Source organism: Bacillus sp. REN3, from assembly GCF_017912555.1.
In the GTDB taxonomy this organism is placed as follows: Bacteria; Bacillota; Bacilli; order Bacillales; family Cytobacillaceae; genus Mesobacillus.
Map to the genome: position 1 here is coordinate 25,720 of NZ_JAERSD010000007.1, position 20,873 is coordinate 46,592.

The following is a 20,873-nucleotide window of genomic DNA, read 5'->3' on the forward strand; positions in this document are numbered from 1 at the left end:
GGGCTAGTCAGCCCCCGGTTTAAGTTTTATAGAAGTTCAAATACTCCGGCAGCACCCATGCCGCCACCGATACACATGGTCACAAGGCCAAATTGTTCATTGCGGCGCTTCATTTCATGGATGATCGACAACGTTAGCTTAGCTCCAGTCGTTCCCAGCGGATGCCCAAGGGCAATCGCGCCTCCGTTTACATTCACCTTTCCCTCATCAAGTCCAAGCTCACGGATGACCTGGATCGATTGTGAGGCAAATGCTTCGTTCAGTTCGATGACACCGATGTCCGAAAGCTCGAGGCCGGCTAATTTCAATGCCCTTGGAATCGCTACAACAGGACCGATCCCCATGATTTCAGGTGGTACTCCGCCAAGTGCGAACGACCTGAATTTCGCCATCGGCTTCAAACCGTGGGATTCCGCTTTCTCTCTGTCCATCACCATCACCGCTGCAGCTCCATCGCTTGTTTGCGATGAATTCCCTGCTGTTACGGTCCCGTTCACCGAAAATGCAGGACGAAGTTTTGCGAGAGCCTCAAGGGAGGTGCCTGGCCTTACGCCCTCATCCTGTTTGAACTGGATGGTCTTTTCGACAAGTTTATTGTCCTTACCGACCGAGCGAATAGTCACATCGACTGGCACGATTTCCTCATCGAATTTTCCTTCCTGAATCGCTTTTGCGGCGCGCTGGTGGCTCCTGACCGCGAATGCATCCTGGTCCTCGCGGGAGATCCCATATTTTTTCGCTACTTCCTCTGCTGTGTGGCCCATGCCCATATAATATTGAGGCGCTGTTTCAGCTAGTTTTGCATTCGGCCTGACGACGTGCCCCATCATAGGCACAAGGCTCATCGACTCTGCTCCTCCGGCTATGATGGTGTCAGAATGGCCAAGCATAATCCTTTCGGAGGCATAGGCGATGGATTGCAGTCCCGATGAACAATAACGGTTGATGGTAATTGCAGGGACCTCATGGGACAATCCAGCAAGTGCCCCGATATTCCTTGCCATATTCAATCCTTGTTCGGCTTCCGGCATGGCACAGCCGATAATTAAGTCATCAATATTCCCTTCATAATTGCCTGCGCGTTTCAGCGTTTCCTTTACAACAAGTGCCCCGAGATCATCTGGACGGACGGCAGCGAGCGTTCCCTTTTTCGCTTTTCCGACCGGCGTCCGGGCTCCGGCGACGATTACCGCTTCTCTCATCTCATTCCCTCTCTTTCCATGGATGTTCGATCTGTCTTCCAGCCTTTTGTTGAAATCTTTTTAAACTTCCAATCTATTAATTGCGCAGTGGCTTGCCTTTCACGAGCATATGCTGCATCCGCTGCTGTGACTTTGGTTCAGCGACTAGGCTGAGGAAAGCTTCGCGTTCAAGGTCAAGCAAGTACTGCTCATCGACTTCAGTGCCATATGGCACTTTTCCGCCTGCAATCACATATGCGAGCTTTTTGGCGATTTTCAGGTCATGCTCTGAAATATAGCCTGAAAGATGCATCGTCTGGGCGCCAAGCAGCAGCGTCGCGTATCCAGGCTCGCCTGTCACTGGTACCTTCTTTCTGATTGGCGGCTTGTAGCCTTTTTCATAAAGGATTAATGCTGCCTGTTTCGCATCATACAGCAGGTGGTCGCCATTCACGCTGACGCCGTCAGACCCGTTCAGGAAGTTGTTTTCACGCGCCTCTTCTCCCGATGTTGAAACCTTTGCCATCGCGATGGTTTCGAATACTTTGTTCGCGACCTTCTGAAGGTCGAATTCGACGCCTTTTGGCATTCCTTCAAGGTGTTTGATGTAAAGCTCCTTGTTTCCGCCGCCGCCAGGAATCAAACCGACTCCGACTTCCACTAGTCCCATATACGTTTCCATTGACGCCTGGATGTGGGCTGAAGGCAAGCAAACCTCTGCCCCACCCCCAAGTGTCATCCCAAATGGAGCGGCAACAACCGGTTTTGAGCAATACTTGATTCTCATCATCGCCTGCTGGAAGTGGCGGACAACCATGTCAAGTTCAAAGATATTGTCATCCTGCGCTTCCATCAGGATCATCGCCAGGTTCGCACCTACTGAGAAATTCTTGCCCTGGTTGCCGATTACAAGGCCTTTGAAGTTCTTTTCGACTTCATCAATAGCAAAATTGATCATCTGGATGATATCCAGGCCGATAGAATTGCTGTGCGAATGGAACTCGAGCAGCGCAATGCCATCGCCTAGATCAATCAGGCTTGCTCCGCCATTCTTCTTGATGACGCCGTTTTTCTTTTTCAATCGTTTCAGGTTGATGGCCTTAGGATTCTCTTCAACAAGTGCGTACTCGCCGTTTTGGTAAAAATACAGCTGGCCGCCTTCTTCTTTGTAGAAGGAGGTGAATCCTTTGCCGATCATGTCCTTGACCCACCCAGGAACTGATTTTCCTTCTGCTTCCATTTTGCTTACTGCCTTTTCGACACCCAATGCGTCCCATGCTTCGAAAGGACCCATTTCCCAGCCGAATCCCCATTTCATCGCGCGATCGATGGCAACAATGTCATCAGCGATCGTTCCGAGTAGCTCGGCTGAATAGATGAGGACCGGATTGAAGACTTTCCACAGCAGTTCACCTGCGCGGTCATTCGCATAAACAAGCGCTTTCATTTTATTGGCAAGTCCTTTTTCCTGCTTGCTCATCTCGATAGACGCTGCCTTCAACTTTTTGCGGGGTCCGTATTCCATCGTCTGAGGATCGAGTTCAAGGATTTCCTTCCCTTGCTTCTGGAAGAATCCCTGGCCAGACTTACTTCCGAGCCAGCCATTTTCAAGCATTTTTTTCATGAACCCCGGAACCTCGAATACGTCCTTCTCTTCTCCATCCACCTGGTCATAGACGTTTTTCGCCACATGGGCGAAAGTATCAAGACCAACGACATCGAGCGTGCGGAACGTAGCACTCTTAGGCCGTCCGATCAGCGGTCCGGTCACAGAGTCGACCTCCCCGATACTGTATCCGCCTTCCATCATTTCACGCACAGTGACAAGCAGGCCGTAGGTCCCGATCCTGTTAGCGATGAAGTTCGGGGTATCCTTGGCTTCGACGACGCCTTTGCCAAGCTTATCTTCGCCAAACTTTTTGATGAATGCCAGGACTTCAGGATCCGTATCCTTCGTCGGAATGACCTCCAGCAGTTTAAGATAACGAGGCGGGTTAAAGAAATGGGTACCAAGGAAATGCTTCTTGAAATCATCGGAACGCCCCTCGGCCATCGCTTCGACTGAAATCCCGGAAGTGTTGGAGCTTACGATGCTGCCTGGCTTGCGATGTTTATCTACATCCGTGAATACTTTCTTCTTGATATCAAGGTTTTCAACTACTACCTCGATGACCCAGTCAACGTCCTTGAGTTTTTCCATGTCATCTTCGAAGTTGCCCGCTTCGATCAGGGCAAGGTTCTTTTTGGAAGCCAGAGGTGCAGGCTTCTGCTTAAGAAGCTTCTGCAGCGAAGCGGAACTGATCCTGTTCCGTACCTGCCGGTCTTCGAGTGTCAGGCCCTTAGCTTTTTCTTCCTCGGTCAGTTCACGAGGCACAATATCCAGCAACAACGTCGGAATCCCGATGTTTGCCAGGTGGGCTGCAATCCCTGAGCCCATGACTCCAGAGCCGAGAACGGCCGCTTTTTGAATTTGTCGCATCAAATTTTCCTCCCCCTTTGACTCTGTTTGAATGAATACTCATTCATTTTTGCTTCAAAAAAAATATGCATATGAATGGTTCTGCTACTTACTACTATAAAATATTTCAAAAATTTCCGCAATAACAAGGTGCCGAAAAAAGAAAATTTTTTGAATTTTTTATCGAGTGTTTAAATCTTCCGCTGAGGAAACCCTAAACCTGCGGAGAATATTCGCATTTAAAATGAATGGAGGATCAGACATGGCAAAAATGAAGAAAAACCCTTCAAAAGCTGGAGTCAGCGCGGCAAGCGTCAAAGGCAATGCCGGTCCCTCAATGGGCCAGGGCGGCGAAGGCAAGGTCAACAGCCAGAACAGCCAATATAAAAAATAAGCAATTACACTGGTCCTTGTCTGCATATTGATAAAGCGGACAATCGTAAAAGAGGCTGTCCCAAAAGTAGATTCTTTTGGGACAGCCTCTTGTTTATTTTCGGAACATACCTTTCAGCACGAATGCTACGTTGGCTGGGCGTTCAGCAAGCCGGCGCATGAAATAGCCGTACCAATCTGTTCCATAAGGGACATACACCCTCATTCTATACCCCTCTTGTGCCAGCTGAAGCTGCCTTTCCGGCATGATTCCGTAAAGCATCTGGAATTCAAACTGTGTTTTTGGGATATTGTTCGCCTTCGCGAATTCTTTCGTGAAATTGATGATGGCATCATCATGGGAAGCGATCGCTGTATAGTTCCCATTCAACAAATGCATTTTGATGATCTTCTTGAAGTTTTCATCCACATCTTTTTTTTCAGGGAACGCCACTTCGGCAGGCTCTTTGTAAGCTCCTTTTACAAGTCGGAGGTTTGGCGAATATTCATTCAGATCCTCGATATCCTTTTCAGTCCTGTAAAGATAGGCCTGGAGGACGGTTCCGACATTCTCGTATTCGGATTTCAACTGCTTGAAGATGTCCAATGTACGCTGGCAGCGTGAAAAATCTTCCATGTCGATTGTCACAAATACATTATTTTCCTTGGCAGTATCAAGGATACGGCGCATATTCCTCATGATGACATCATCTGAAATATCGAAACCAAGCGATGTCATTTTCACGCTCAGCTGCGCATCCAATTTTTCTCTGCCGATCGCCTTGATCGCTTCGATGGAGTTGTCGGCCCGTTCATTCGCTTCTTTTTCATTGTCGACAAATTCACCGAGAAAGTCGATGGTGACCGCCAGTTTTTTCTTATTCAGCTCTTTGATGACCTCTACAGCCTGTCCGATTTTTTCACCCGCTACGAAGCGCGAAGCTCCAAGGCGAAGTCCGTATTTTTTGGCCAGCTTTGTGAAAAATTTATTTTTTGACAGAAAAAGAAAAAAGTCCTTCATTATTTTTTCCATAGCGTTCCATCCCCCTTTTTTGAAAGCGGTTTCATTACCGCCAAAAAAAATGATTTCCTATTATATATAAAATTTCAACTTCATTTTATCACTTTTTTATAATTTTGAATATTACTTTTGTAGGAAAATTTTTAGCAGCGAATATTTTCCTTTCTCTCGGACAAAATAATTGGCGATTAAAAAACCATTTTTCACAGGAGGATCCGTCATGCAGCAGCAAAACATGAATTTTCAAAACCAGCAGCAAGGCACCATGCAGCAGCCGCCAACCATCATATCAACAAAGGATTCGCTCTATTTGACCGATATGCTTTCCTGGAATCTTCTTGCCATGAAAAAAGCGCATTTCTTTGCGCAGCAATGCCAGGACCAGGAATTGAAAACGGAAATGGAGAGATGCGGCCAGATGCATCAAAATCATTATGAAAAAATCCTTAAACACTTGAACAGCCAGCAAAACCAGACTTTTGCAGGAATGCAATGATGACAGGGGGGCCAAAGAGATGAACCAGAATCAAAATCAGCAAAAAATCCAGAATCCTGAAACACAAATCCAAAAGACACCGCAAATGAATGAACGTGATTTCATCAATGATATGCTGACAACAGAAAAATACATGACTGAAGCTTATACAACCGCTTTGCATGAATTCAGCCACGATGCGCTTTTCCAGGATGTCCTGTCCATCTATAACGAAACAGCGAATGCACACCGAAATGTTTACAACTTGATGTTCAAGAAAGGATGGTATGCAGTGGAAGCAGCCCAGCCGCAAAAACTGCAGCAGTCCTATCAGCAATTCCAGGGCTATAGCAACCAATTCCCATACGGAAACCAGGTTCAATGACAAAGAAGGAACCATCCCATAACATTAAGGGATGGTTCCTTCTATTTTTTCCGCTGCTGTTCATTCATTTCCTTGATTTCAGCGATGGTTTTGATGATTTGTTCCTTTCCGTCTGGGTACTTCTGATTCCAATGTTTGGCCAATGGCGGCATCGATTTGGCAATATGGTTATAGACAATCCACATCTTCACTTTTTCAGTTTTTTCGGCAGAACCTTCTCCTACAAGCAATTCAGTATATTTTTCAAGCAAACCATCGATCTGTTCTTTTAATCTATTGTCCATCGTACCACTCCTTTACAGACTAGTTGCAGACAACCGGGCAGATTTTGCAATAATCCCCGCCCTTCACCTTATAGCTGAAACAGCAGGTTCGCCTTGGCCTTTCTAAAGCTTTCATTCCTGTTTCACTATAATATTTCTTGAGCGGACTTTGATGATCGTCACCAAAAAGATTGCCAGGCGCCGAATGGAGCAGGTAGGCGAAATCAGCGGCTGCCCGTTCCTCAGCGATACCCGGAAGCACTTTTTCATACAGCCAGTATATATAAATGGCGATATTTTCCCAAAGAATCAGCTTCGGGATTTTTGTCTCTTTTACCAAACCGTCTATCAGCGGAGAGAGGTTGTCAGCGAATAAATAGCGGATCGAGTCTTCCTTCCATCCATCCCGCATTCCAGCCCTGCTGGCAACAGTTTCCCAGCTTGTGAACCGGAACTCCGGCAGCCAAAGACCCTCTTTATACATATCCAGGACAATGATATTTCCTGGTTTGGAATCAAGGCGCTTATCGAAAACGGTCATGGCATACAGATGAATGACTGCCAGGAACGCGAAGCGTTTCATCAATATCGATGCCGCTGTTTTCACATCAGGTGCCGCAAGCTTCATTCGGATTCCGGCATGGAGCGGATACCAATAAACAACTCTGACATAGCCTAAAAATAGAGCAGGAGACCTGGGTTCCTGCTCTTTGTTATGCTGTAGTTGAAAACATGTATTTTTTATGATGGTACCGAATCGAAAAGATCAGGCTGACAGCAAGCATGTTTCCCATCAGCGAGCTTCCCCCGTAGCTTATGAACGGAAGAGGAATCCCGGTGATCGGCAGCAGCCCGATCGTCATGCCAATATTCTGGAAAACATGGAAGGTGATCATGCTGATGACCCCAACACAAATATAGGTGTAAAAATCGTTTTTCGTTTCCATGCCGATTTTCGTGATTTGATAGATAAGCAGGAAGAAAAGACTGACTAGGACGCTGGCTCCGACAAATCCAAATTCCTCGCCGATGATGCTGAAAATGAAGTCAGTATGGCTTTCAGGGAGGTAAACTTCCCGTGTCCCATATCCCTTCCCCGTCGTCTCACCGGAACCGATTGCAAGCAATGATCTCGTCAGCTGGAACCCGGTCGTGCTCTGGTAATTGTATGGATCGATCCACGAATAAATCCTTCCGAATTGATATTCCTTCACACCAAGGTACTTCTCAAGGATTTCAGGCTTCCAGATGACAAAATAAAAAATGATTGAAACCAGTGTCACGCCGGTCCCAAAGATCGGCACAAGCAATTTCCAGGTGATTCCAGAAATAAAGATCATCCCAAGCATGATCGCGATGTAGACAAGGGATGTCCCAAGGTCTGGCTGCTGCATGACAAGCAAAAGCGGAACCATTGTCACAATGCCAATCTTCATCAGAAGCCAAAAGTCCGTTTTAATCGTCTTCAGCCGATACTTTTGATGATGGTCAACGATGACCCTTGCAAGCGCCAGGATGAGAAATACCTTCACAAGTTCCGATGGCTGCAGGGTTCCCATCGCTGGTACCTTGTACCAGCTTTTTGCCCCATTGATGACAGGCGCGATTCCAGACGGTGCGACAATCAGGCCGGCAAGGAGCAAGAGGCCAAAACCATAGGTATACCAGCTGAGTTTTTGCAGCTGGTCGGAATCAAGCGTGATGACCGCGGCGATGATGCCAATCCCGATCATATACCAGACAATCTGTTTTAATACAAAGTTCTCATTTCCATACTGTCCTGTTGTCTGTGCACTATAGATGGCAATACAGCTGGAAAGGAACAGAAGGAACAATATCAAGACCAGGCCGTAGTCGATCCTGGAATTATTTTTCGTATTTGATGGCATGATGATTCTCCTTTTAATAAGGACTGTACAATATTCCATTATATTTTTTCCGGCGAAAAATCACAACTTCTACCTCTTAAATGGTTATTATTACACATCAGGATATAAGAAGGAATCATCCTTTTTTCACAGCAACCCCCTATCCCGCTTCCCCTCCAGGAAAGTGTCATATATATGTATATTCATTCATATTTTTTATTGGACAAAGTCTTGCCGGCCTTCACAGCGAGTTGGCAGGCTTAACATTTCCAAAAGGAGGGGAAGCGGGATGCTATCTAAAATTGAAGCTTTTTTCCTTGGGTTGATCCAGGGCTTGACGGAATTCCTGCCGATCAGCAGCACTGGCCATCTCTACCTTGGGAGGAACCTTTTCGGCCTTGAGGAAGCAGGGCTGCTGCTCGACACGATGCTGCATGTCGGTACACTTCTGGCAGTCTTTGTTTTTTATAAAGCCGAGTTCACCAAGATCCTGAAGAATCCTTTTGGCAAGCTCACATTCCTCCTTGTCGTCGGAACTTTGCCAGCCGTTGCGGTCGGCCTGCTGTTTGAAGATTACTTCGATGAAATTTCGAAGACAGGCGTTACGATTGGATGGGAATTCCTTGTCACTGGGGCTTTTCTTTGGTTCTCAGACTCCATTAAAAACGGCCATAAAAAAATGGAAGATATCGGATATATGGATGCGGCGATCATCGGTGCTTTCCAGGCAGCAGCGATCTTCCCGGCCATATCGCGTTCAGGATTGACAATCGTAGCAGCGTTATGGAGGAGGCTCGACAGGGAAACAGCAGCCTACTTCTCCTTCCTGTTATCCACCCCGGCCATCCTGGGCGCTATCGTCCTCCAATCAAAAGACCTTTTCAGCGGCGGAAGCGAAGCAATATCATTACAGGCCTTGCTGATCGGGATCATTTCTTCAGCAGTTTTTGGCTATATTGCGGTGAAATGGATGATCGGTTACCTTAAAAACCACTCACTGAAGCCTTTCGCTGTCTATGTCTGGCTTCTTGGCGCCATCGTGTTGTATTTCCAGTTTACGGGACGATTTTGATTGTTTAGGCAGTTAATTGGATGTTAAAAGGTATCTTGATTCCAGCCATGATCTTCCACAAACTTTTTTATTTTTTTCTTAGGCATTCCTTTCCCCAAAAGGTCTGACGCCCCCACGGTGATTAGATAAAAAGCAATTGAAAAAATGCACACCAGCAGAGGTGTGCATTTTCATTATTAACAGCCTGAGTCGTTCCCCATCAAGACAAGACCCTGGCGGTACTCGTCGTACTCGAGGGACAGCCCTTCGGTATACTCGACGATGTGGGATTCTATCGCAACCTGTATTTCATTGATAACGGATACTTGATCCTCTTCTTCCGGCTCATCCAGAGCCAGGCCAATCTGCGGGCCCCCTCAGCCAAATCCGCCGAAATAGACGCGAATTCCTTCCGCTTTGCGTTCTTCAAGGATTTCCTTGAGGATGTCGCGCGCTTTATCTGAAATCTGCATGCTCATTATTCCTTTCTCGATTTAATTTATCATTGTCCAGTTTACCATGAGATCGATAAGAAATACACAATACTGCCCGGAGTATTTTGTGAAGGTATAATTTGGAAATGAATCTTGTTCCATTCCGAGCATTTTTGACAAAGTTGTGACACTAAAACTAACAAAACTAAACAAAACTTGACGAAACTAAACATTTGTCACACTTTCCTATTACATATTCTAGTATATTTAGATTATGAAGAAAAGGAGGGAATGTAGTGCAAATCTATACTCCTGATGAAATCGCTGCGATTCTGAAAATATCGAAGCACACTGTGTACGAAATGATCAAGCGAGGCGATCTGCATGCTTTTAAAGTCGGCAATAAAATGCGGATTGAGGAAAGCGAGTTTGACAGGTATAAAGCAAGCATGGCCGCAGCTCCTGACAAGCGGCCGGCAGAAGCTGGAACTGCCGCCCAGCAATCCCTTCAGCTTGCCGGGAGCCACGACTTCATCGTCGAACACCTTGTCAAGTACACGGCTGCCCAGGGAACCGGACTGTCAATCAGTCCTTCATACATAGGCAGCCTTGAAGGACTGATGATGCTTTATCGCGGAAGCGCTGATATCGCTGCGGTCCACTTGCTTGATCCCGTTTCACAGCAGTATAACCTTCCATTCATCAGGCAGTTATTTGTACACGAGGCTATTTCCGTCATGCGTCTCGCATCACGGGAACAAGGCTTAATTGTAGCAAAGGGCAACCCGAAAAACATTCTCGGTGTCAAGGATCTTGCAAGGAAAGGGATAACCCTTATCAACCGCCAAAAGGGAGCCGGTACCAGGTTCCTGCTGGATTCGCTTCTTGCTGCTGAAGGCCTGCATCCATCCGATGTGAAGGGATATGATAATGAGGAATGGAACCACCTTGGCGCTGCTGCCCATGTCAGCAGGGGCACAGCAGATGCAGCATTCGGGATCCGATATGCCGCAAGCCAGCTCGGACTAGACTTCATCCCTGTCACTAAGGAACAGTTCGACCTCGTTCTCAGGTGGACGCCTGAGAACAAAACAGCGATACAGCATCTCACCGATCTTCTGCAATTCACTAGTTTCAAAGACAGCATCGCGGAGCTCGAAGGCTATGATGCACACGACTTCGGAAAAATCATTCACGGAAAACAACTGACGGAGGCATAATGATGAAGCTCAAACAATTCCTTTCCATTTTAATCGTACTTACTTTTGCTTTTATTGCAGGTTGTTCTGATTCTGCTTCAAATGAGCCAAAGAAGAAACCAGCTGAAAAACCAAAAACCGAAGAACAGACCGATTTGATCCTTGCGACTACAACAAGCACTCAAGATAGCGGTCTGCTTGATGTTTTGCTGCCTGAGTTCGAGAAGGAGAATACCTATAAGGTCAAGACGATCGCTGTCGGTACTGGACAGGCTCTTGAAATGGGAACCCGTGGTGAAGCGGATGTCCTGCTGGTACACGCGCCTGAGGCAGAACAAAAAATCGTCGACAGCGGCGATGCAATCAACCGCCAGAAGGTCATGTACAATGATTTCATCATTGTAGGCCCGAAAGAAGATCCGGCCAAGATCAAAGGAACCACAGTCGCAGAAGCAGTCAGCAAGATTTCCGAATCCAAAGCCGTATTTGTTTCCCGCGGAGATGACTCCGGCACACACAAAAAAGAGCTTGAGCTTTGGAAAAAATCATCCATCGACCCTAAAGGCATGGGGGAAACATATATCGAGGCCGGCCAGGGAATGGGAGCGACGCTGCAGATTGCTTCAGAGAAAAAGGGTTATGTCCTGACTGACCGCGCTACATTCCTTGCCCAACAAAAGAATATGCCTGATACAGAAATTCTCGTTGAGGGCGATGAAAGCCTGCTGAATATTTACCACGTTATGCAGGTAAATGATGAAAAACATGATAAAATCAATGCAGACGGCGCAAAAGCGTTTGTGGAGTTCATGCTTGCTGACAAAACAAAGGACATCATCAAGGAATTTGGCGTAGACGAATACGGAGAGCCGCTCTTCTTCCTTTTTGAAGAGTAATTCCAGAAAGAAAGCCTGATTGCGAATGGAACTTTTACTAGAAGGATTAAAAAAAGCGATTGAAATGATTCTGTCAGGTGACAGGGAAATCCTTGAAATCACCCTGTTGACCTTAAAGGTCTCCATCACCGCAGTGCTCATCAGCACCTTCATTGGCATCCCGGCCGGCATGCTGCTTGGCCTTGCCAGATTTCCGGGACGGAAGTTCATCCTTGCTTTGGTCAACATCGGAATGGGCCTTCCCCCGGTAGTAGCAGGTCTGTGGATCACGATTTTCCTATGGCGGTCAGGGCCGCTTGGGGATTACTCGCTGCTCTACACACCCATCGCAATCATAATGGCACAGACATTGGTTTCTTTGCCGATCGTTACCGGATTGACTAGCACGGCTTTCCAGCAAATCAACAATAAAATGATCTTACAGGTAAAAGCATTAGGTGCCACCAGGATGCAGCTATACTGGATTCTGATGAAAGAAGTCAAACTGGCGATCCTTGCCGCCATCATAGCGGGGTTCGGAAGGGTCATCGCCGAAGTTGGAGCGGCGATGATGGTCGGAGGCAATATAAGCGGCGATACACGGATCTTGACGACCTCGATCGTCATGGAGGTTTCGAAAGGAAACTTCGACGTCGCGCTTGCCCTCTCGTTCATCCTGATGTCGCTTGCTTTCATCATCACATTCTGCCTGACCTATTTACAGCAAAGGAAGCGAAAGTCATGATTCCTCTAATAACAGTCAAAAATTTAGAAGTGCGGGCAGGAAAGAAAGTCCTGCTCTCCATCCCGCATTTCCGCATCCATGAGGGCGAAGTACTGGGAATCATGGGACCAAACGGCGCAGGCAAAAGCACGTTCATCAAAGCCCTGTCCCTCCTCGAACGGCCTGAACAGGGTTCGATTCTTCTAAAAGACAGGGATATCACAAACGATATGACGGTTGAGATCAGGAGGAAATTCGCTGTCGCGATGCAGCAGCCCCTCTTGCTCGATATGAATGTTTACCAGAATGTCGCGATTGGCTTGAAGCTTCGCAAACTACCGAGACAGGAGATCAAAAATAAGGTGGATCACTGGCTCGAGAAGTTCCATGTCAGCCATCTCGCAAAAAAGCATGCTTTCACCCTTTCAGGCGGTGAGGCCCAGCGCGTCAACCTTGCCCGTGCCATGGTCCTCGACCCCGAAGTCTTATTTTTGGATGAACCATTTTCGGCCCTTGACTTTCCCACCAAGGTGCAGTTATTGAAGGATATTAAATCGATCATCCAGCAGACGAATACAACAACAGTATTCGTCAGCCATGACTTGATGGAATTGAAGTATATGGCTGATTCGCTGGCAATCCTGATTGATGGCGATTTAAAACAAAGCGGTCCCACAGCAGAGGTGCTATCATCCCCTAACCCCTCTGCTGCCGCTTTCATCAATCAATGGAAAGACCTTCTCAAATAGTTTTTTTATTCCGGCATGGCCTTAAGGCTATGCTATTTTTTTATTGAAATGTTACATTGAAACTATCAAAGTATTAAAAGAGGTGGAACGATGAAATACGCTATCATTACCGGAGCATCCCGCGGGCTCGGGGCATCCATCGCAAAGCAGCTGCTGGAAGAGGGCATGCACGTGATTTCAGTAGCAAGATCGAAAAGCAGTGGATTAGGGCAGGCGGAAGCTGGTTCTATCCTTGAGCATTATAAGTGTGACCTTTCCTCCGCGGAGCAGATCAGCGCAGTTTTTAACGAAATCGCTGGGAAAGTGTTCAAGGAAGCTGAGCAAGTCTACCTGTTCAATAACGCCGGGGTCATTGAACCGATTGAAGCCGCCGGCTCGCTTGATAATAGGCAGCTGCTCACGAATGTGCAGGTTAACCTGACAGCACCCGTTACGATCAGCAACTTGTTCTTGCAAAAAGCAAAGGAAGCAGGTATCAGCACCACAATCATCAATGTGACCTCGGGAGCAGGAGAAAGGCCGGTCCAGGGATGGAGCCTATACTGCAGCACAAAAGCGGGGATCAACATGTTCACCCAGACAGCCGGGGTGGAACTAGAAACTGCTGGAAGCGCCAACAAAGTCATCGCCTTCAGCCCAGGGATCATGGATACGGACATGCAGGCAACCATCCGCGCTTCTTCGGAGGAAGCATTCGCTGATCTGCAAAAGTTCAGGCATTACAAGGAAAGCGGCAGCCTCCGCAGCACGGCCCTCGTTGCCAGTGCACTCGTGAAATTGGTGCTAGGCGGCAAGCTGGAGAATGGAAAGATTTATAAAATCAATGATTTGCTTTAATAAGCAAGAAGCGAAGGATGCATGTACCCTTCGCTTCTTATATTTCCGCCTTTGGAAAAAGAATCGTAAAAGTACTTCCCTTTCCGAGTTCGCTTTCAACGGTTATTTTTCCTTTTTGCGCTTCGATCAAGGCCTTCACGATGGAAAGGCCGATTCCTACTCCGCCTGTTTTCCGCGCCCGCGATTTATCGCCGCGGTAAAAACGTTCGAAAATAAGAGGCAAATCTTCGCTTGATATCCCCATTCCTTTATCCTCCACCCTGAACCCGGCCAGAGTTCCATCGTCGACTGTCGATATGGTGACCTCCCCATCCTCCGGTGTATATTTGAGGGCATTATTGATGATGTTGGTCAGAATCTGGACGACCTTGTCACGGTCACCCTGGAACCATATGCTCTTTTCGGGAAGCAGGACCTTTAGCGCGACTTCCTTTTGACTGAATGCAGGGATGAGGAGCTCTTGCATCGCTCTCAGCATCTCTCCTGCTTCAAGGTTCATCTTATCAAGACGGATTTGCGGGTTTTCCGCTGCCAGTAATTTTTCCAGCTCATTGACAAGCCTGACAAGCCGCATAAGTTCATTGTGGCTCTGCTTCAGCCGCTCGGGAGTCGGCTCCCAGATTCCGTCCTGGAACGCTTCGATTTGGCTGCGCAACGTTGCCAGCGGTGTCCGCAGTTCATGTGCCAGGTCCCCAGTGAATTCCTTGCGGAGGCGTTCTTCTTTTTCCAGCGACATGGCCAGGTCATTAAAGGCGATCCCAAGCAGCTTCATTTCGAGTGACAAATGATCAAGGGGCACGCGAACACCGCGCTTGTGGCTGGCCAGCTCTTCTACGGCGCCAGCCAGGCTTTTCAGTCCCGCTGTGAGCCGTTTCGAAAACAGCATGCTGAAAAACAGCGCAAGCAGGACGGTCACAACAACAGCACTCACAAGGTATTTCTTGATTTTTTGCAAAAAGATATATTCACTGTCTATGAAACCTTTAGGATAATAAACCTTCAATTTCGCAACCGGCTTCCCGTCGGCCTTAATTGTTTCAGTCGCTGTCAGCCAGTTGTCCTCCTTGTAAGGATTGCTGTCAAATCCGATTCCTTCCCTCACGCCGCGGATCGTTGTCGAATCCATCAGCAAAATATCATTCATCGTATACAGTTTATAATAAAGGCTGTCGGTCATCGCCTGTTCATGCAGCAGTTGGGAAACCCGCTCGCCTGTGAATGTGCCATGTTCCTTGTATTCCAGCCTGAGTGCATTGATGAGCTGGTCGATCCGCTCCGAACGGTTCTGGTTGATATAATGGTTGAAGCTTGCTTCGAAACCCCATTGCATGCTGAAGCTTACGACCAGGATACCTGTAAGGGAAACAAGCAAGAAGTAAAACAGGATTTTAGAGCGCAGCGTTTTTAACATCGGGCACTCCTCCAAATTTATAGCCCATGCCGAAAACGGTTACGATGAATTTCGGATCGCGGGCATCGGTTTCGACCTTCTTGCGGAGATTCTTGATGTGTGTGTCGATGCTGCGTTCATACCCTTCATAGGAAAGTCCATCCTCCTGGATTTTCTCGAGCAGATCCATCCGGCTGTAAACCCGCCCCGGATGTTTTGCCATATTGGATAGCAGCTTGTATTCAATTGGAGTTACGCTGATGCTCTCGTTGTGAAGAAGGATTTCTTTTTTGATTAGATCAATGACAAGCTGGCGCTGATTGAAAGAAAGCTGTGCACTGCCAGGTCGTTCCTGTCCTTTGGAAGCTCGCCTTAGGATCGCCTGGATGCGTACAACAACCTCACGGGGGCTGAACGGCTTCGTCACATAATCATCCGCCCCAATGACAATGCCATTGATCCTTTCATCCTCCCCGGATTTTGCGGTCAGCATCAGGATTGGGATATCGGATTCCTTGCGGAGCAGCCGGCACACCTCTTCCCCGGAAATATCCGGCAGCATCAAGTCAAGCACAATCAAATCAGGCTTGACGGAATCAGCCTTCCTCAGTGCATCGAGGCCATTTTCCGACTTAAAAACCTCGTAGCCCTCCCTTTGTAAGTATGCTTCAAGCACGTCGCTGATCATTGTCTCATCATCAACAAGCAATATTTTCCAGCCCATGACGGTCCCCTCCCACTTCATCTTCACAACTTCCACATAAGTTCCCCATAAGTTCTCCATACCTACTTATTATTATAAAGATAAGGAATCACCAAGGAGCTGGGAAAAAGGAAAAATTAGCGACAACTATCCTTTGCATCCGGCTTGAATCCAGTAATCAATGATTGATGAATAACAGGGTTCGGAAAACCCCGTTCCGAAAATCGAAAATGATAAGGATCTCGATTTTCAACCCGCTTTGGCAGCACGGAAAATCCCATTCCGTTCAATCTGCCGGAGTGCTCTGGCTTTAAATGTTTTGCAAACTTCCCTTTTTATCCATACGGGTTTTGTCCGCAAAACCCAAAGAATCTACAAGGCTGGCACATTGCCAGCCTCTTTTTTTTGCTGAATCGCCCAAAATCCGACTGTTCATGCTGCGCTCCGCCCATCCGTCAGTATCCGAAGCCTTCATCTTTATTCCTGCACCAAAAAGCCAGGCTCCGAAGATACCTGGCTGTGCATTCCTTATCCGTTTGTCTCTTTTTGCGGCGAGGCTTGCTCAAGATCCGGGTCAGCCGTTTGCCCCTCTTCGCCCGTTTCGAGGAAGAAGCCGACATTCATCTCCATAAGCAGGTCAATGAGTTCGCTTTTTTCCTTGATGTTGCTAAGTCCGATATTGAAGGCAGGGAATCCAGTCCTCTGGTTGAGCCTGGCAAGCCGCCTCCCCTTCTTGGGCATGGCTTCGATATATTTTTCCTCGTCCTGTAAAATGATGCCCAGTGTCGCATTGTTATGGACTTCGTAGGGTAGAACCCCTTCTATATCTTCCCATGGAATGAAACCAGGGCCCGCAGTCCCCCGCAAAGTGAGACCATCATCACTGATTGTCACATTTGCTTCCTTTTGGAAAAATACCTTCCCGAGAAAATAGACACACCAAATGAAGAGTAAATCCAATCCACCTGAAATCAGCAGCCCTGCTGTATCTTTTTCCGGCGAAGACAGCAAGTTAATAAAAACAAATGTAAAAATGATTGCCAGGGCCGCCATGAAAGCGAGCAGCAGAAAAATCCTGATCTTGGAAAAATGAAAATCCCTTTGCATGTTTTCCTCCCCCTATATTTCACTAGCATATACAATTGGATAATTTACCCATCATTTTACCAATAAAGCCTCGTCATTCCAAACATTTTCTTCACTGATTCTCGATATTTTTTTAGTATGATAGAGGGTAAGACCAGTAGGGGAGTTGCGGATATGGACAGGATTTCGCTAAAAATCGGTGCGGTTTTTTTCATTACGATGCTGCTGATGGAAGGGATCTTATTTTATTTCCTTCATTATTCCATCATCCATTCGCGGATTGACGAAGAGCTAACAGCCCTGCAGACAAGGGGGAACAACCATCGGGATATCCTTGAGACCTCCTATTTGGAAGAGACGATCCATCATATCACAACCATGGAGGCGAAAACGGATACCCATGTTTTGATCACAGATGGCAGCGGAGATATTGTCTCATCCTCGGTTCCAACCGACCGGACAATGCTACAGGTTGTGGCCAAATCACCCGCTGATGTAAAACGTGATGGACTGATTCTTGAAGACGATTGGAAACAAAGGAAATATATCGCTTCTGTCAGCCCGCTTAAGGATGGCGGAGCTGTCTATATGTTCAAGGATACCGAGCGAGTCCAAGGGCTGATTTCCAAATTGAACCGGCATTTCTGGCTAGCTGGGATCCTGCTGCTTTTTTCAATGGCGATTATCACTCTATTCCTCTCAAGATTCGTCACGAAGCCCGTGATCAAGATGAACGAGGCCACGCTCAAGCTCAGGAAAGGGGATTATTCCGTGACCTTGCCGCATCTCGGCAACGATGAACTGGGCGAACTTGGGGAATCGATCGAGGTGCTTGCGAACGACCTCAATCAAATCAAAAAACAGCGGAATGAATTTTTGGCGAGCATCTCGCACGAACTCCGGACACCGCTCACCTATATCAAGGGCTATGCTGATATTGCCGGAAAGGAAGGGATCAATCCAGAAGACCGCAAAAAATACTTGCACATCATTTTCGAGGAAGCGACGAAGCTTTCCGATTTGATCAAGGAACTGTTCGGCCTTGCAAAAATGGACGAAAATACATTCACGATTGAGAAGCAGCCTTTGGAGCTATGTGGGTTCCTGCAAAAAATCGTGACGAAAACCCAGCCTTCATTCAATGAAAAAAAGATCGCGCTTAAAAACGACTGTACAGGGGAAGTATATATTGAGGCAGACCCGGTCCGCATTGAACAAATACTTTTGAACCTGCTCGACAACGCGCGAAAATACTCGGACACGGGGACCACCGTAACGCTTGATGCCTATCAAGAGGGAAATCAGGTCCATATCCTTGTCAAGGATGAAGGAAGAGGCATTCCTGCCGAAGACATTCCCTGGATTTTTGACCGTTTTTACCGTGTGGATAAATCGCGTTCGAAAGCGTTGGGGGGTTCAGGTCTTGGACTGGCAATCGTCAAAGAACTTGTCGAGGCACACGCCGGCAGGATTTCACTTGAGAGCGTGCCGGGAAAAGGCACGACTTTCAGGATCATTCTTTGACAGGAGAGCCGTTTCGGAAACCCGCAAACAAGGAATACATATTCTAAGGGGTGATGTAATTGAGGCACGTTGAAGATTTGCAGGAAATGATCGATGCAGTGAAAAAAGCCGGAAATGGTTCCAATGTTTACGTAAGCCAGCATGAAACCTCTCGATCCGCAGTGACTTTAGGGGATGAGGATACAGAAGCCGGAACGAGACTGCGTGTAGCAATCCTTCTCGAAAACAAGCTTTACTATTCGGAAGAGTTCTTTGATGACCTTCTTTACGAGGAAACAATCGAAACGATCAAGGAACTGAAAAACATGGCCAATGTCAAGATGGTCAGCGAAGATGAAATCGAAAAAATGAAGAGTGGAAAGTGAGGCAGCCATGGAATGGGCTGCTTTTTTGATTGGATGGTTCAGGAAGGTACTCATGTATTCCGATCTTTTAAAGGCGCCATTCACCTTATTGGATACCTCCAGACTCCCCTGCCCTGAAGGCGGCAATGGACCGCTGGTTGCGGAGAAGGGATAATATAAAGGCATCAAGGAATTTGGATCATTTGCCGGGATATCCGTCAAGACCTCAAGAAATCAGATTTCGCTATAGGCACGCTCTTCCCTTTTTATCATGATCGATCACACCGATTACATATCTTCTTGCTTTTCCAGCCAAAATAGGACGGACATATGAAAAGGAGGATAAGGATGACGAAAAAATTCAATAAAGGCAGCAAAAACCAGAATGCTCCTGAAAACCACGGACAGGAGCCAATCAGCGGCGACAACAGCAAGGGGAACAAACGAAACAAAGATCAGAATGATAAAACCGATCGGCAATGACAGCTGGATCACGATTGAAAGAGGCTCAGGCTTTACTTGCATGATTGATTCACCCCATGGCTGAAGCCCCAGGGAAACGATCCTTCATTCTAGAGCTTCATGAAGGGCCTGATTGTTTCTTGCAATGAAGGTATGTTCTCCAATGAATGGTACTATGGAGGCCTGAAAAGCTGGCCTCCCTTTTATTATTCGAACTGTCTTCATTATTTGTCAAAAAAGTCAGAAATATGTCATGATATCCCCATCCCTATATTGGTAACCCATGATACAGTTATAGTGGAAACTGACAAGGAGGGAATATCATGACTGTATCCTACATTACCTCTATGGACAAAATCGAATCACTATCTTCGGCCGAAAAGGAAAGGATAAAGCCGATCACTGACCGGTTCGTATTCCGGTCAAATGATTATTATCTAAGCTTGATTGATTGGGACGACCCGGATGACCCAATCCGGAAAATCATCATTCCGAATGAGGGCGAGCTCCTGGAGTATGGGACCTGGGATGCAAGTGACGAGGAAACCAATTACGTGGTTCCCGGCTGCCAGCACAAATATACTACAACCGCGCTTCTGGTCGTATCTGAAGTATGCGGCGGCTATTGCCGTTTCTGTTTCAGGAAGAGATTGTTCGTCAATAATGAGAAAGAGGCGCTGATCAACCCCGAAGCCGGCCTTGAGTATATACGGCAGCATAAGGAGATCAATAATGTTCTCTTAACAGGAGGGGATTCCCTCATGCTGTCGACAAACAAGCTGATTGATATCATTGCCAGGCTCAGGGAAATGGATCATATTAAAATCATCCGCCTTGGATCAAAGCTTCCTGCGTATAACCCGATGAGGATTTATGAGGATCAAGTCCTCCTGGATGCAATCAGCAGGTATTCCACCCCTGAGAAACGGATTTATATAATGTCTCATATAAATCATCCGAAGGAAATTACGGAGGAAGCCCTCAAAGGGTTTGAGGCGTTGATCAAAGCTGGAGCGATTGTGCTGAACCAGACTCCAATCCTAAAAGGAATCAACGACGATCCGGAAATCTTGGCCGAACTGCTCGACAAATTGACCTATATAGGTGTGAGTCCATATTACTTTTTCATCAATCGGCCGGTTGCCGGCAATCATGATTTTGTCCTGCCGCTTGAAAAAGCATACCGGATTGTGGAAAAGGCAAAAGCAAAGACTTCTGGCATCGGGAAAAGGGTCAGGCTTGTTATGAGCCATAGTTCCGGTAAAATCGAAATAATGGCAATCGAAAACGGCAAGGCCTATTTAAAATACCATCAGTCAAGGGAAGGAAACTATGGACAGACAATGATCCTAGATTGCCCCGATGATGCGGCATGGTTTGATGACCTGCCGGGGAACACGAACTACTGGAACCCTCCAGTCGTCAGGGAGTCCCTCCATTGATTGTGCGAAGGAAGATAAAAAACGCGTGCA

General features: G+C 47.0%; 23 protein-coding genes. 13 read left to right on the top strand and 10 right to left on the bottom strand.

The genetic code is table 11. From position 1 onward, the window contains the following. Nucleotides 1-26 precede the first annotated feature (26 nt). Entirely contained in the window at nucleotides 27-1,202 is a 1,176-nt protein-coding gene (locus JJQ88_RS08110) for an acetyl-CoA C-acetyltransferase (protein WP_210365243.1), read from the bottom strand. Between the two features lie 76 nt (nucleotides 1,203-1,278). Next, nucleotides 1,279-3,660: a 3-hydroxyacyl-CoA dehydrogenase/enoyl-CoA hydratase family protein gene (locus JJQ88_RS08115; RefSeq protein ID WP_210365244.1), complete on the bottom strand. Its 2,382-nt coding sequence runs from the start codon at nucleotides 3,658-3,660 to the stop codon at nucleotides 1,279-1,281. Between the two features lie 241 nt (nucleotides 3,661-3,901). On the opposite strand from JJQ88_RS08115, the gene JJQ88_RS08120 reads away from it, so the two are divergent. Further along, nucleotides 3,902-4,033, top strand: a complete 132-nt coding sequence (locus JJQ88_RS08120) for a YuzL family protein (protein ID WP_210365245.1) — start codon at nucleotides 3,902-3,904, stop codon at nucleotides 4,031-4,033. Between the two features lie 93 nt (nucleotides 4,034-4,126). Here the strand turns inward: JJQ88_RS08120 and JJQ88_RS08125 are convergent, their stop codons facing one another. Further along, nucleotides 4,127-5,044, bottom strand: a complete 918-nt coding sequence (locus JJQ88_RS08125) for a proline dehydrogenase family protein (protein WP_210365246.1) — start codon at nucleotides 5,042-5,044, stop codon at nucleotides 4,127-4,129. A 208-nt stretch (nucleotides 5,045-5,252) separates the two neighbouring features. On the opposite strand from JJQ88_RS08125, the gene JJQ88_RS08130 reads away from it, so the two are divergent. Together JJQ88_RS08130 and JJQ88_RS08135 are read left to right on the top strand one after the other, a co-directional pair. After that, on the top strand, nucleotides 5,253-5,528 hold the full coding sequence (locus tag JJQ88_RS08130) for a hypothetical protein (RefSeq protein ID WP_210365247.1): 276 nt from the start codon (nucleotides 5,253-5,255) through the stop codon (nucleotides 5,526-5,528). Nucleotides 5,529-5,547: 19 nt separating this feature from the next. After that, on the top strand, nucleotides 5,548-5,892 hold the full coding sequence (locus JJQ88_RS08135) for a spore coat protein (protein ID WP_210365248.1): 345 nt from the start codon (nucleotides 5,548-5,550) through the stop codon (nucleotides 5,890-5,892). A gap of 41 nt (nucleotides 5,893-5,933) precedes the next feature. On the opposite strand, the gene JJQ88_RS08140 is transcribed toward JJQ88_RS08135, so the two are convergent. The 3 genes from JJQ88_RS08140 to JJQ88_RS08150 all read right to left on the bottom strand — a co-directional run bounded on the left by JJQ88_RS08140 (nucleotide 5,934) and on the right by JJQ88_RS08150 (nucleotide 8,044). Further along, complete coding sequence (locus JJQ88_RS08140; protein WP_210365249.1) at nucleotides 5,934-6,176, bottom strand: DUF2573 family protein; 243 nt, start codon at nucleotides 6,174-6,176, stop codon at nucleotides 5,934-5,936. A 19-nt stretch (nucleotides 6,177-6,195) separates the two neighbouring features. After that, the gene (locus tag JJQ88_RS08145) at nucleotides 6,196-6,783 is read right to left on the bottom strand and encodes an IucA/IucC family C-terminal-domain containing protein (RefSeq protein ID WP_210365250.1); all 588 of its coding nucleotides are present in this window, start codon (nucleotides 6,781-6,783) and stop codon (nucleotides 6,196-6,198) included. An 85-nt stretch (nucleotides 6,784-6,868) separates the two neighbouring features. After that, nucleotides 6,869-8,044, bottom strand: coding sequence for an FtsW/RodA/SpoVE family cell cycle protein (locus JJQ88_RS08150; RefSeq protein ID WP_210365251.1), 1,176 nt, complete (start codon nucleotides 8,042-8,044; stop codon nucleotides 6,869-6,871). Between the two features lie 268 nt (nucleotides 8,045-8,312). Here JJQ88_RS08150 and JJQ88_RS08155 point away from each other — a divergent pair, with 268 nt between their 5' ends. From JJQ88_RS08155 to JJQ88_RS08180, 6 genes are all read left to right on the top strand, one after another. Continuing rightward, nucleotides 8,313-9,095 (top strand): undecaprenyl-diphosphate phosphatase, encoded by a 783-nt coding sequence (locus JJQ88_RS08155; RefSeq protein WP_210365252.1) that lies wholly within the window; start codon nucleotides 8,313-8,315, stop codon nucleotides 9,093-9,095. Between the two features lie 709 nt (nucleotides 9,096-9,804). After that, entirely contained in the window at nucleotides 9,805-10,728 is a 924-nt protein-coding gene (locus tag JJQ88_RS08160) for a substrate-binding domain-containing protein (protein WP_349237112.1), read from the top strand. A gap of 2 nt (nucleotides 10,729-10,730) precedes the next feature. Next, on the top strand, nucleotides 10,731-11,603 hold the full coding sequence (locus tag JJQ88_RS08165; RefSeq protein ID WP_210365253.1) for an ABC transporter substrate-binding protein: 873 nt from the start codon (nucleotides 10,731-10,733) through the stop codon (nucleotides 11,601-11,603). A 25-nt stretch (nucleotides 11,604-11,628) separates the two neighbouring features. Then, nucleotides 11,629-12,327, top strand: a complete 699-nt coding sequence (locus JJQ88_RS08170) for an ABC transporter permease (RefSeq protein ID WP_210365254.1) — start codon at nucleotides 11,629-11,631, stop codon at nucleotides 12,325-12,327. Then, complete coding sequence (locus JJQ88_RS08175) at nucleotides 12,324-13,055, top strand: ABC transporter ATP-binding protein (RefSeq protein ID WP_210365255.1); 732 nt, start codon at nucleotides 12,324-12,326, stop codon at nucleotides 13,053-13,055. The genes JJQ88_RS08170 and JJQ88_RS08175 overlap by 4 nt, the downstream gene beginning before the upstream one ends. 90 nt (nucleotides 13,056-13,145) lie before the next feature. Continuing rightward, entirely contained in the window at nucleotides 13,146-13,892 is a 747-nt protein-coding gene (locus tag JJQ88_RS08180; protein WP_210365256.1) for a (S)-benzoin forming benzil reductase, read from the top strand. Between the two features lie 37 nt (nucleotides 13,893-13,929). On the opposite strand, the gene JJQ88_RS08185 is transcribed toward JJQ88_RS08180, so the two are convergent. The 4 genes from JJQ88_RS08185 to JJQ88_RS08200 form a co-directional block, all read right to left on the bottom strand. Beyond that, on the bottom strand, nucleotides 13,930-15,303 hold the full coding sequence (locus tag JJQ88_RS08185) for a sensor histidine kinase (protein WP_210365257.1): 1,374 nt from the start codon (nucleotides 15,301-15,303) through the stop codon (nucleotides 13,930-13,932). Then, on the bottom strand, nucleotides 15,281-16,006 hold the full coding sequence (locus JJQ88_RS08190) for a response regulator transcription factor (protein ID WP_210365258.1): 726 nt from the start codon (nucleotides 16,004-16,006) through the stop codon (nucleotides 15,281-15,283). Before JJQ88_RS08190 ends, JJQ88_RS08185 begins: the two co-directional genes overlap by 23 nt. Nucleotides 16,007-16,295: 289 nt before the next feature. Beyond that, nucleotides 16,296-16,460: a hypothetical protein gene (locus JJQ88_RS08195; protein ID WP_210365259.1), complete on the bottom strand. Its 165-nt coding sequence runs from the start codon at nucleotides 16,458-16,460 to the stop codon at nucleotides 16,296-16,298. A gap of 53 nt (nucleotides 16,461-16,513) precedes the next feature. Next, complete coding sequence (locus JJQ88_RS08200; protein ID WP_210365260.1) at nucleotides 16,514-17,092, bottom strand: PH domain-containing protein; 579 nt, start codon at nucleotides 17,090-17,092, stop codon at nucleotides 16,514-16,516. A 153-nt stretch (nucleotides 17,093-17,245) separates the two neighbouring features. Here JJQ88_RS08200 and JJQ88_RS08205 point away from each other — a divergent pair, with 153 nt between their 5' ends. The 4 genes from JJQ88_RS08205 (at nucleotide 17,246) to JJQ88_RS08215 (ending at nucleotide 20,843) form a co-directional block, all read left to right on the top strand. Beyond that, a complete protein-coding gene (locus tag JJQ88_RS08205) occupies nucleotides 17,246-18,595 on the top strand; it encodes a sensor histidine kinase (protein ID WP_210365261.1) in 1,350 nt (449 codons plus the stop codon). Nucleotides 18,596-18,654: 59 nt separating this feature from the next. Then, a complete protein-coding gene (locus JJQ88_RS08210; RefSeq protein WP_210365262.1) occupies nucleotides 18,655-18,960 on the top strand; it encodes a hypothetical protein in 306 nt (101 codons plus the stop codon). A 327-nt stretch (nucleotides 18,961-19,287) separates the two neighbouring features. Further along, nucleotides 19,288-19,422 (top strand): hypothetical protein, encoded by a 135-nt coding sequence (locus tag JJQ88_RS21480; protein ID WP_282597672.1) that lies wholly within the window; start codon nucleotides 19,288-19,290, stop codon nucleotides 19,420-19,422. A 302-nt stretch (nucleotides 19,423-19,724) separates the two neighbouring features. Next, nucleotides 19,725-20,843 (top strand): KamA family radical SAM protein, encoded by a 1,119-nt coding sequence (locus JJQ88_RS08215; protein WP_210365263.1) that lies wholly within the window; start codon nucleotides 19,725-19,727, stop codon nucleotides 20,841-20,843. The last annotated feature ends 30 nt before the right edge of the window (nucleotides 20,844-20,873 follow it).

What these genes read in the sequence shown, in the direction of transcription:
- JJQ88_RS08110 (WP_210365243.1), bottom strand. Translation starts at nt 1,202, where the DNA reads ATGAGAGAAGCGGTAATCGTCGCCGGAGCCCGGACGCCGGTCGGAAAA.
- JJQ88_RS08115 (WP_210365244.1), bottom strand. Translation starts at nt 3,660, where the DNA reads ATGCGACAAATTCAAAAAGCGGCCGTTCTCGGCTCTGGAGTCATGGGC.
- JJQ88_RS08120 (WP_210365245.1), top strand. Translation starts at nt 3,902, where the DNA reads ATGGCAAAAATGAAGAAAAACCCTTCAAAAGCTGGAGTCAGCGCGGCA.
- JJQ88_RS08125 (WP_210365246.1), bottom strand. Translation starts at nt 5,044, where the DNA reads ATGGAAAAAATAATGAAGGACTTTTTTCTTTTTCTGTCAAAAAATAAA.
- JJQ88_RS08130 (WP_210365247.1), top strand. Translation starts at nt 5,253, where the DNA reads ATGCAGCAGCAAAACATGAATTTTCAAAACCAGCAGCAAGGCACCATG.
- JJQ88_RS08135 (WP_210365248.1), top strand. Translation starts at nt 5,548, where the DNA reads ATGAACCAGAATCAAAATCAGCAAAAAATCCAGAATCCTGAAACACAA.
- JJQ88_RS08140 (WP_210365249.1), bottom strand. Translation starts at nt 6,176, where the DNA reads ATGGACAATAGATTAAAAGAACAGATCGATGGTTTGCTTGAAAAATAT.
- JJQ88_RS08145 (WP_210365250.1), bottom strand. Translation starts at nt 6,783, where the DNA reads ATGAAGCTTGCGGCACCTGATGTGAAAACAGCGGCATCGATATTGATG.
- JJQ88_RS08150 (WP_210365251.1), bottom strand. Translation starts at nt 8,044, where the DNA reads ATGCCATCAAATACGAAAAATAATTCCAGGATCGACTACGGCCTGGTC.
- JJQ88_RS08155 (WP_210365252.1), top strand. Translation starts at nt 8,313, where the DNA reads ATGCTATCTAAAATTGAAGCTTTTTTCCTTGGGTTGATCCAGGGCTTG.
- JJQ88_RS08165 (WP_210365253.1), top strand. Translation starts at nt 10,731, where the DNA reads ATGAAGCTCAAACAATTCCTTTCCATTTTAATCGTACTTACTTTTGCT.
- JJQ88_RS08170 (WP_210365254.1), top strand. Translation starts at nt 11,629, where the DNA reads ATGGAACTTTTACTAGAAGGATTAAAAAAAGCGATTGAAATGATTCTG.
- JJQ88_RS08175 (WP_210365255.1), top strand. Translation starts at nt 12,324, where the DNA reads ATGATTCCTCTAATAACAGTCAAAAATTTAGAAGTGCGGGCAGGAAAG.
- JJQ88_RS08180 (WP_210365256.1), top strand. Translation starts at nt 13,146, where the DNA reads ATGAAATACGCTATCATTACCGGAGCATCCCGCGGGCTCGGGGCATCC.
- JJQ88_RS08185 (WP_210365257.1), bottom strand. Translation starts at nt 15,303, where the DNA reads ATGTTAAAAACGCTGCGCTCTAAAATCCTGTTTTACTTCTTGCTTGTT.
- JJQ88_RS08190 (WP_210365258.1), bottom strand. Translation starts at nt 16,006, where the DNA reads ATGGGCTGGAAAATATTGCTTGTTGATGATGAGACAATGATCAGCGAC.
- JJQ88_RS08195 (WP_210365259.1), bottom strand. Translation starts at nt 16,460, where the DNA reads ATGAAGGCTTCGGATACTGACGGATGGGCGGAGCGCAGCATGAACAGT.
- JJQ88_RS08200 (WP_210365260.1), bottom strand. Translation starts at nt 17,092, where the DNA reads ATGCAAAGGGATTTTCATTTTTCCAAGATCAGGATTTTTCTGCTGCTC.
- JJQ88_RS08205 (WP_210365261.1), top strand. Translation starts at nt 17,246, where the DNA reads ATGGACAGGATTTCGCTAAAAATCGGTGCGGTTTTTTTCATTACGATG.
- JJQ88_RS21480 (WP_282597672.1), top strand. Translation starts at nt 19,288, where the DNA reads ATGACGAAAAAATTCAATAAAGGCAGCAAAAACCAGAATGCTCCTGAA.
- JJQ88_RS08215 (WP_210365263.1), top strand. Translation starts at nt 19,725, where the DNA reads ATGACTGTATCCTACATTACCTCTATGGACAAAATCGAATCACTATCT.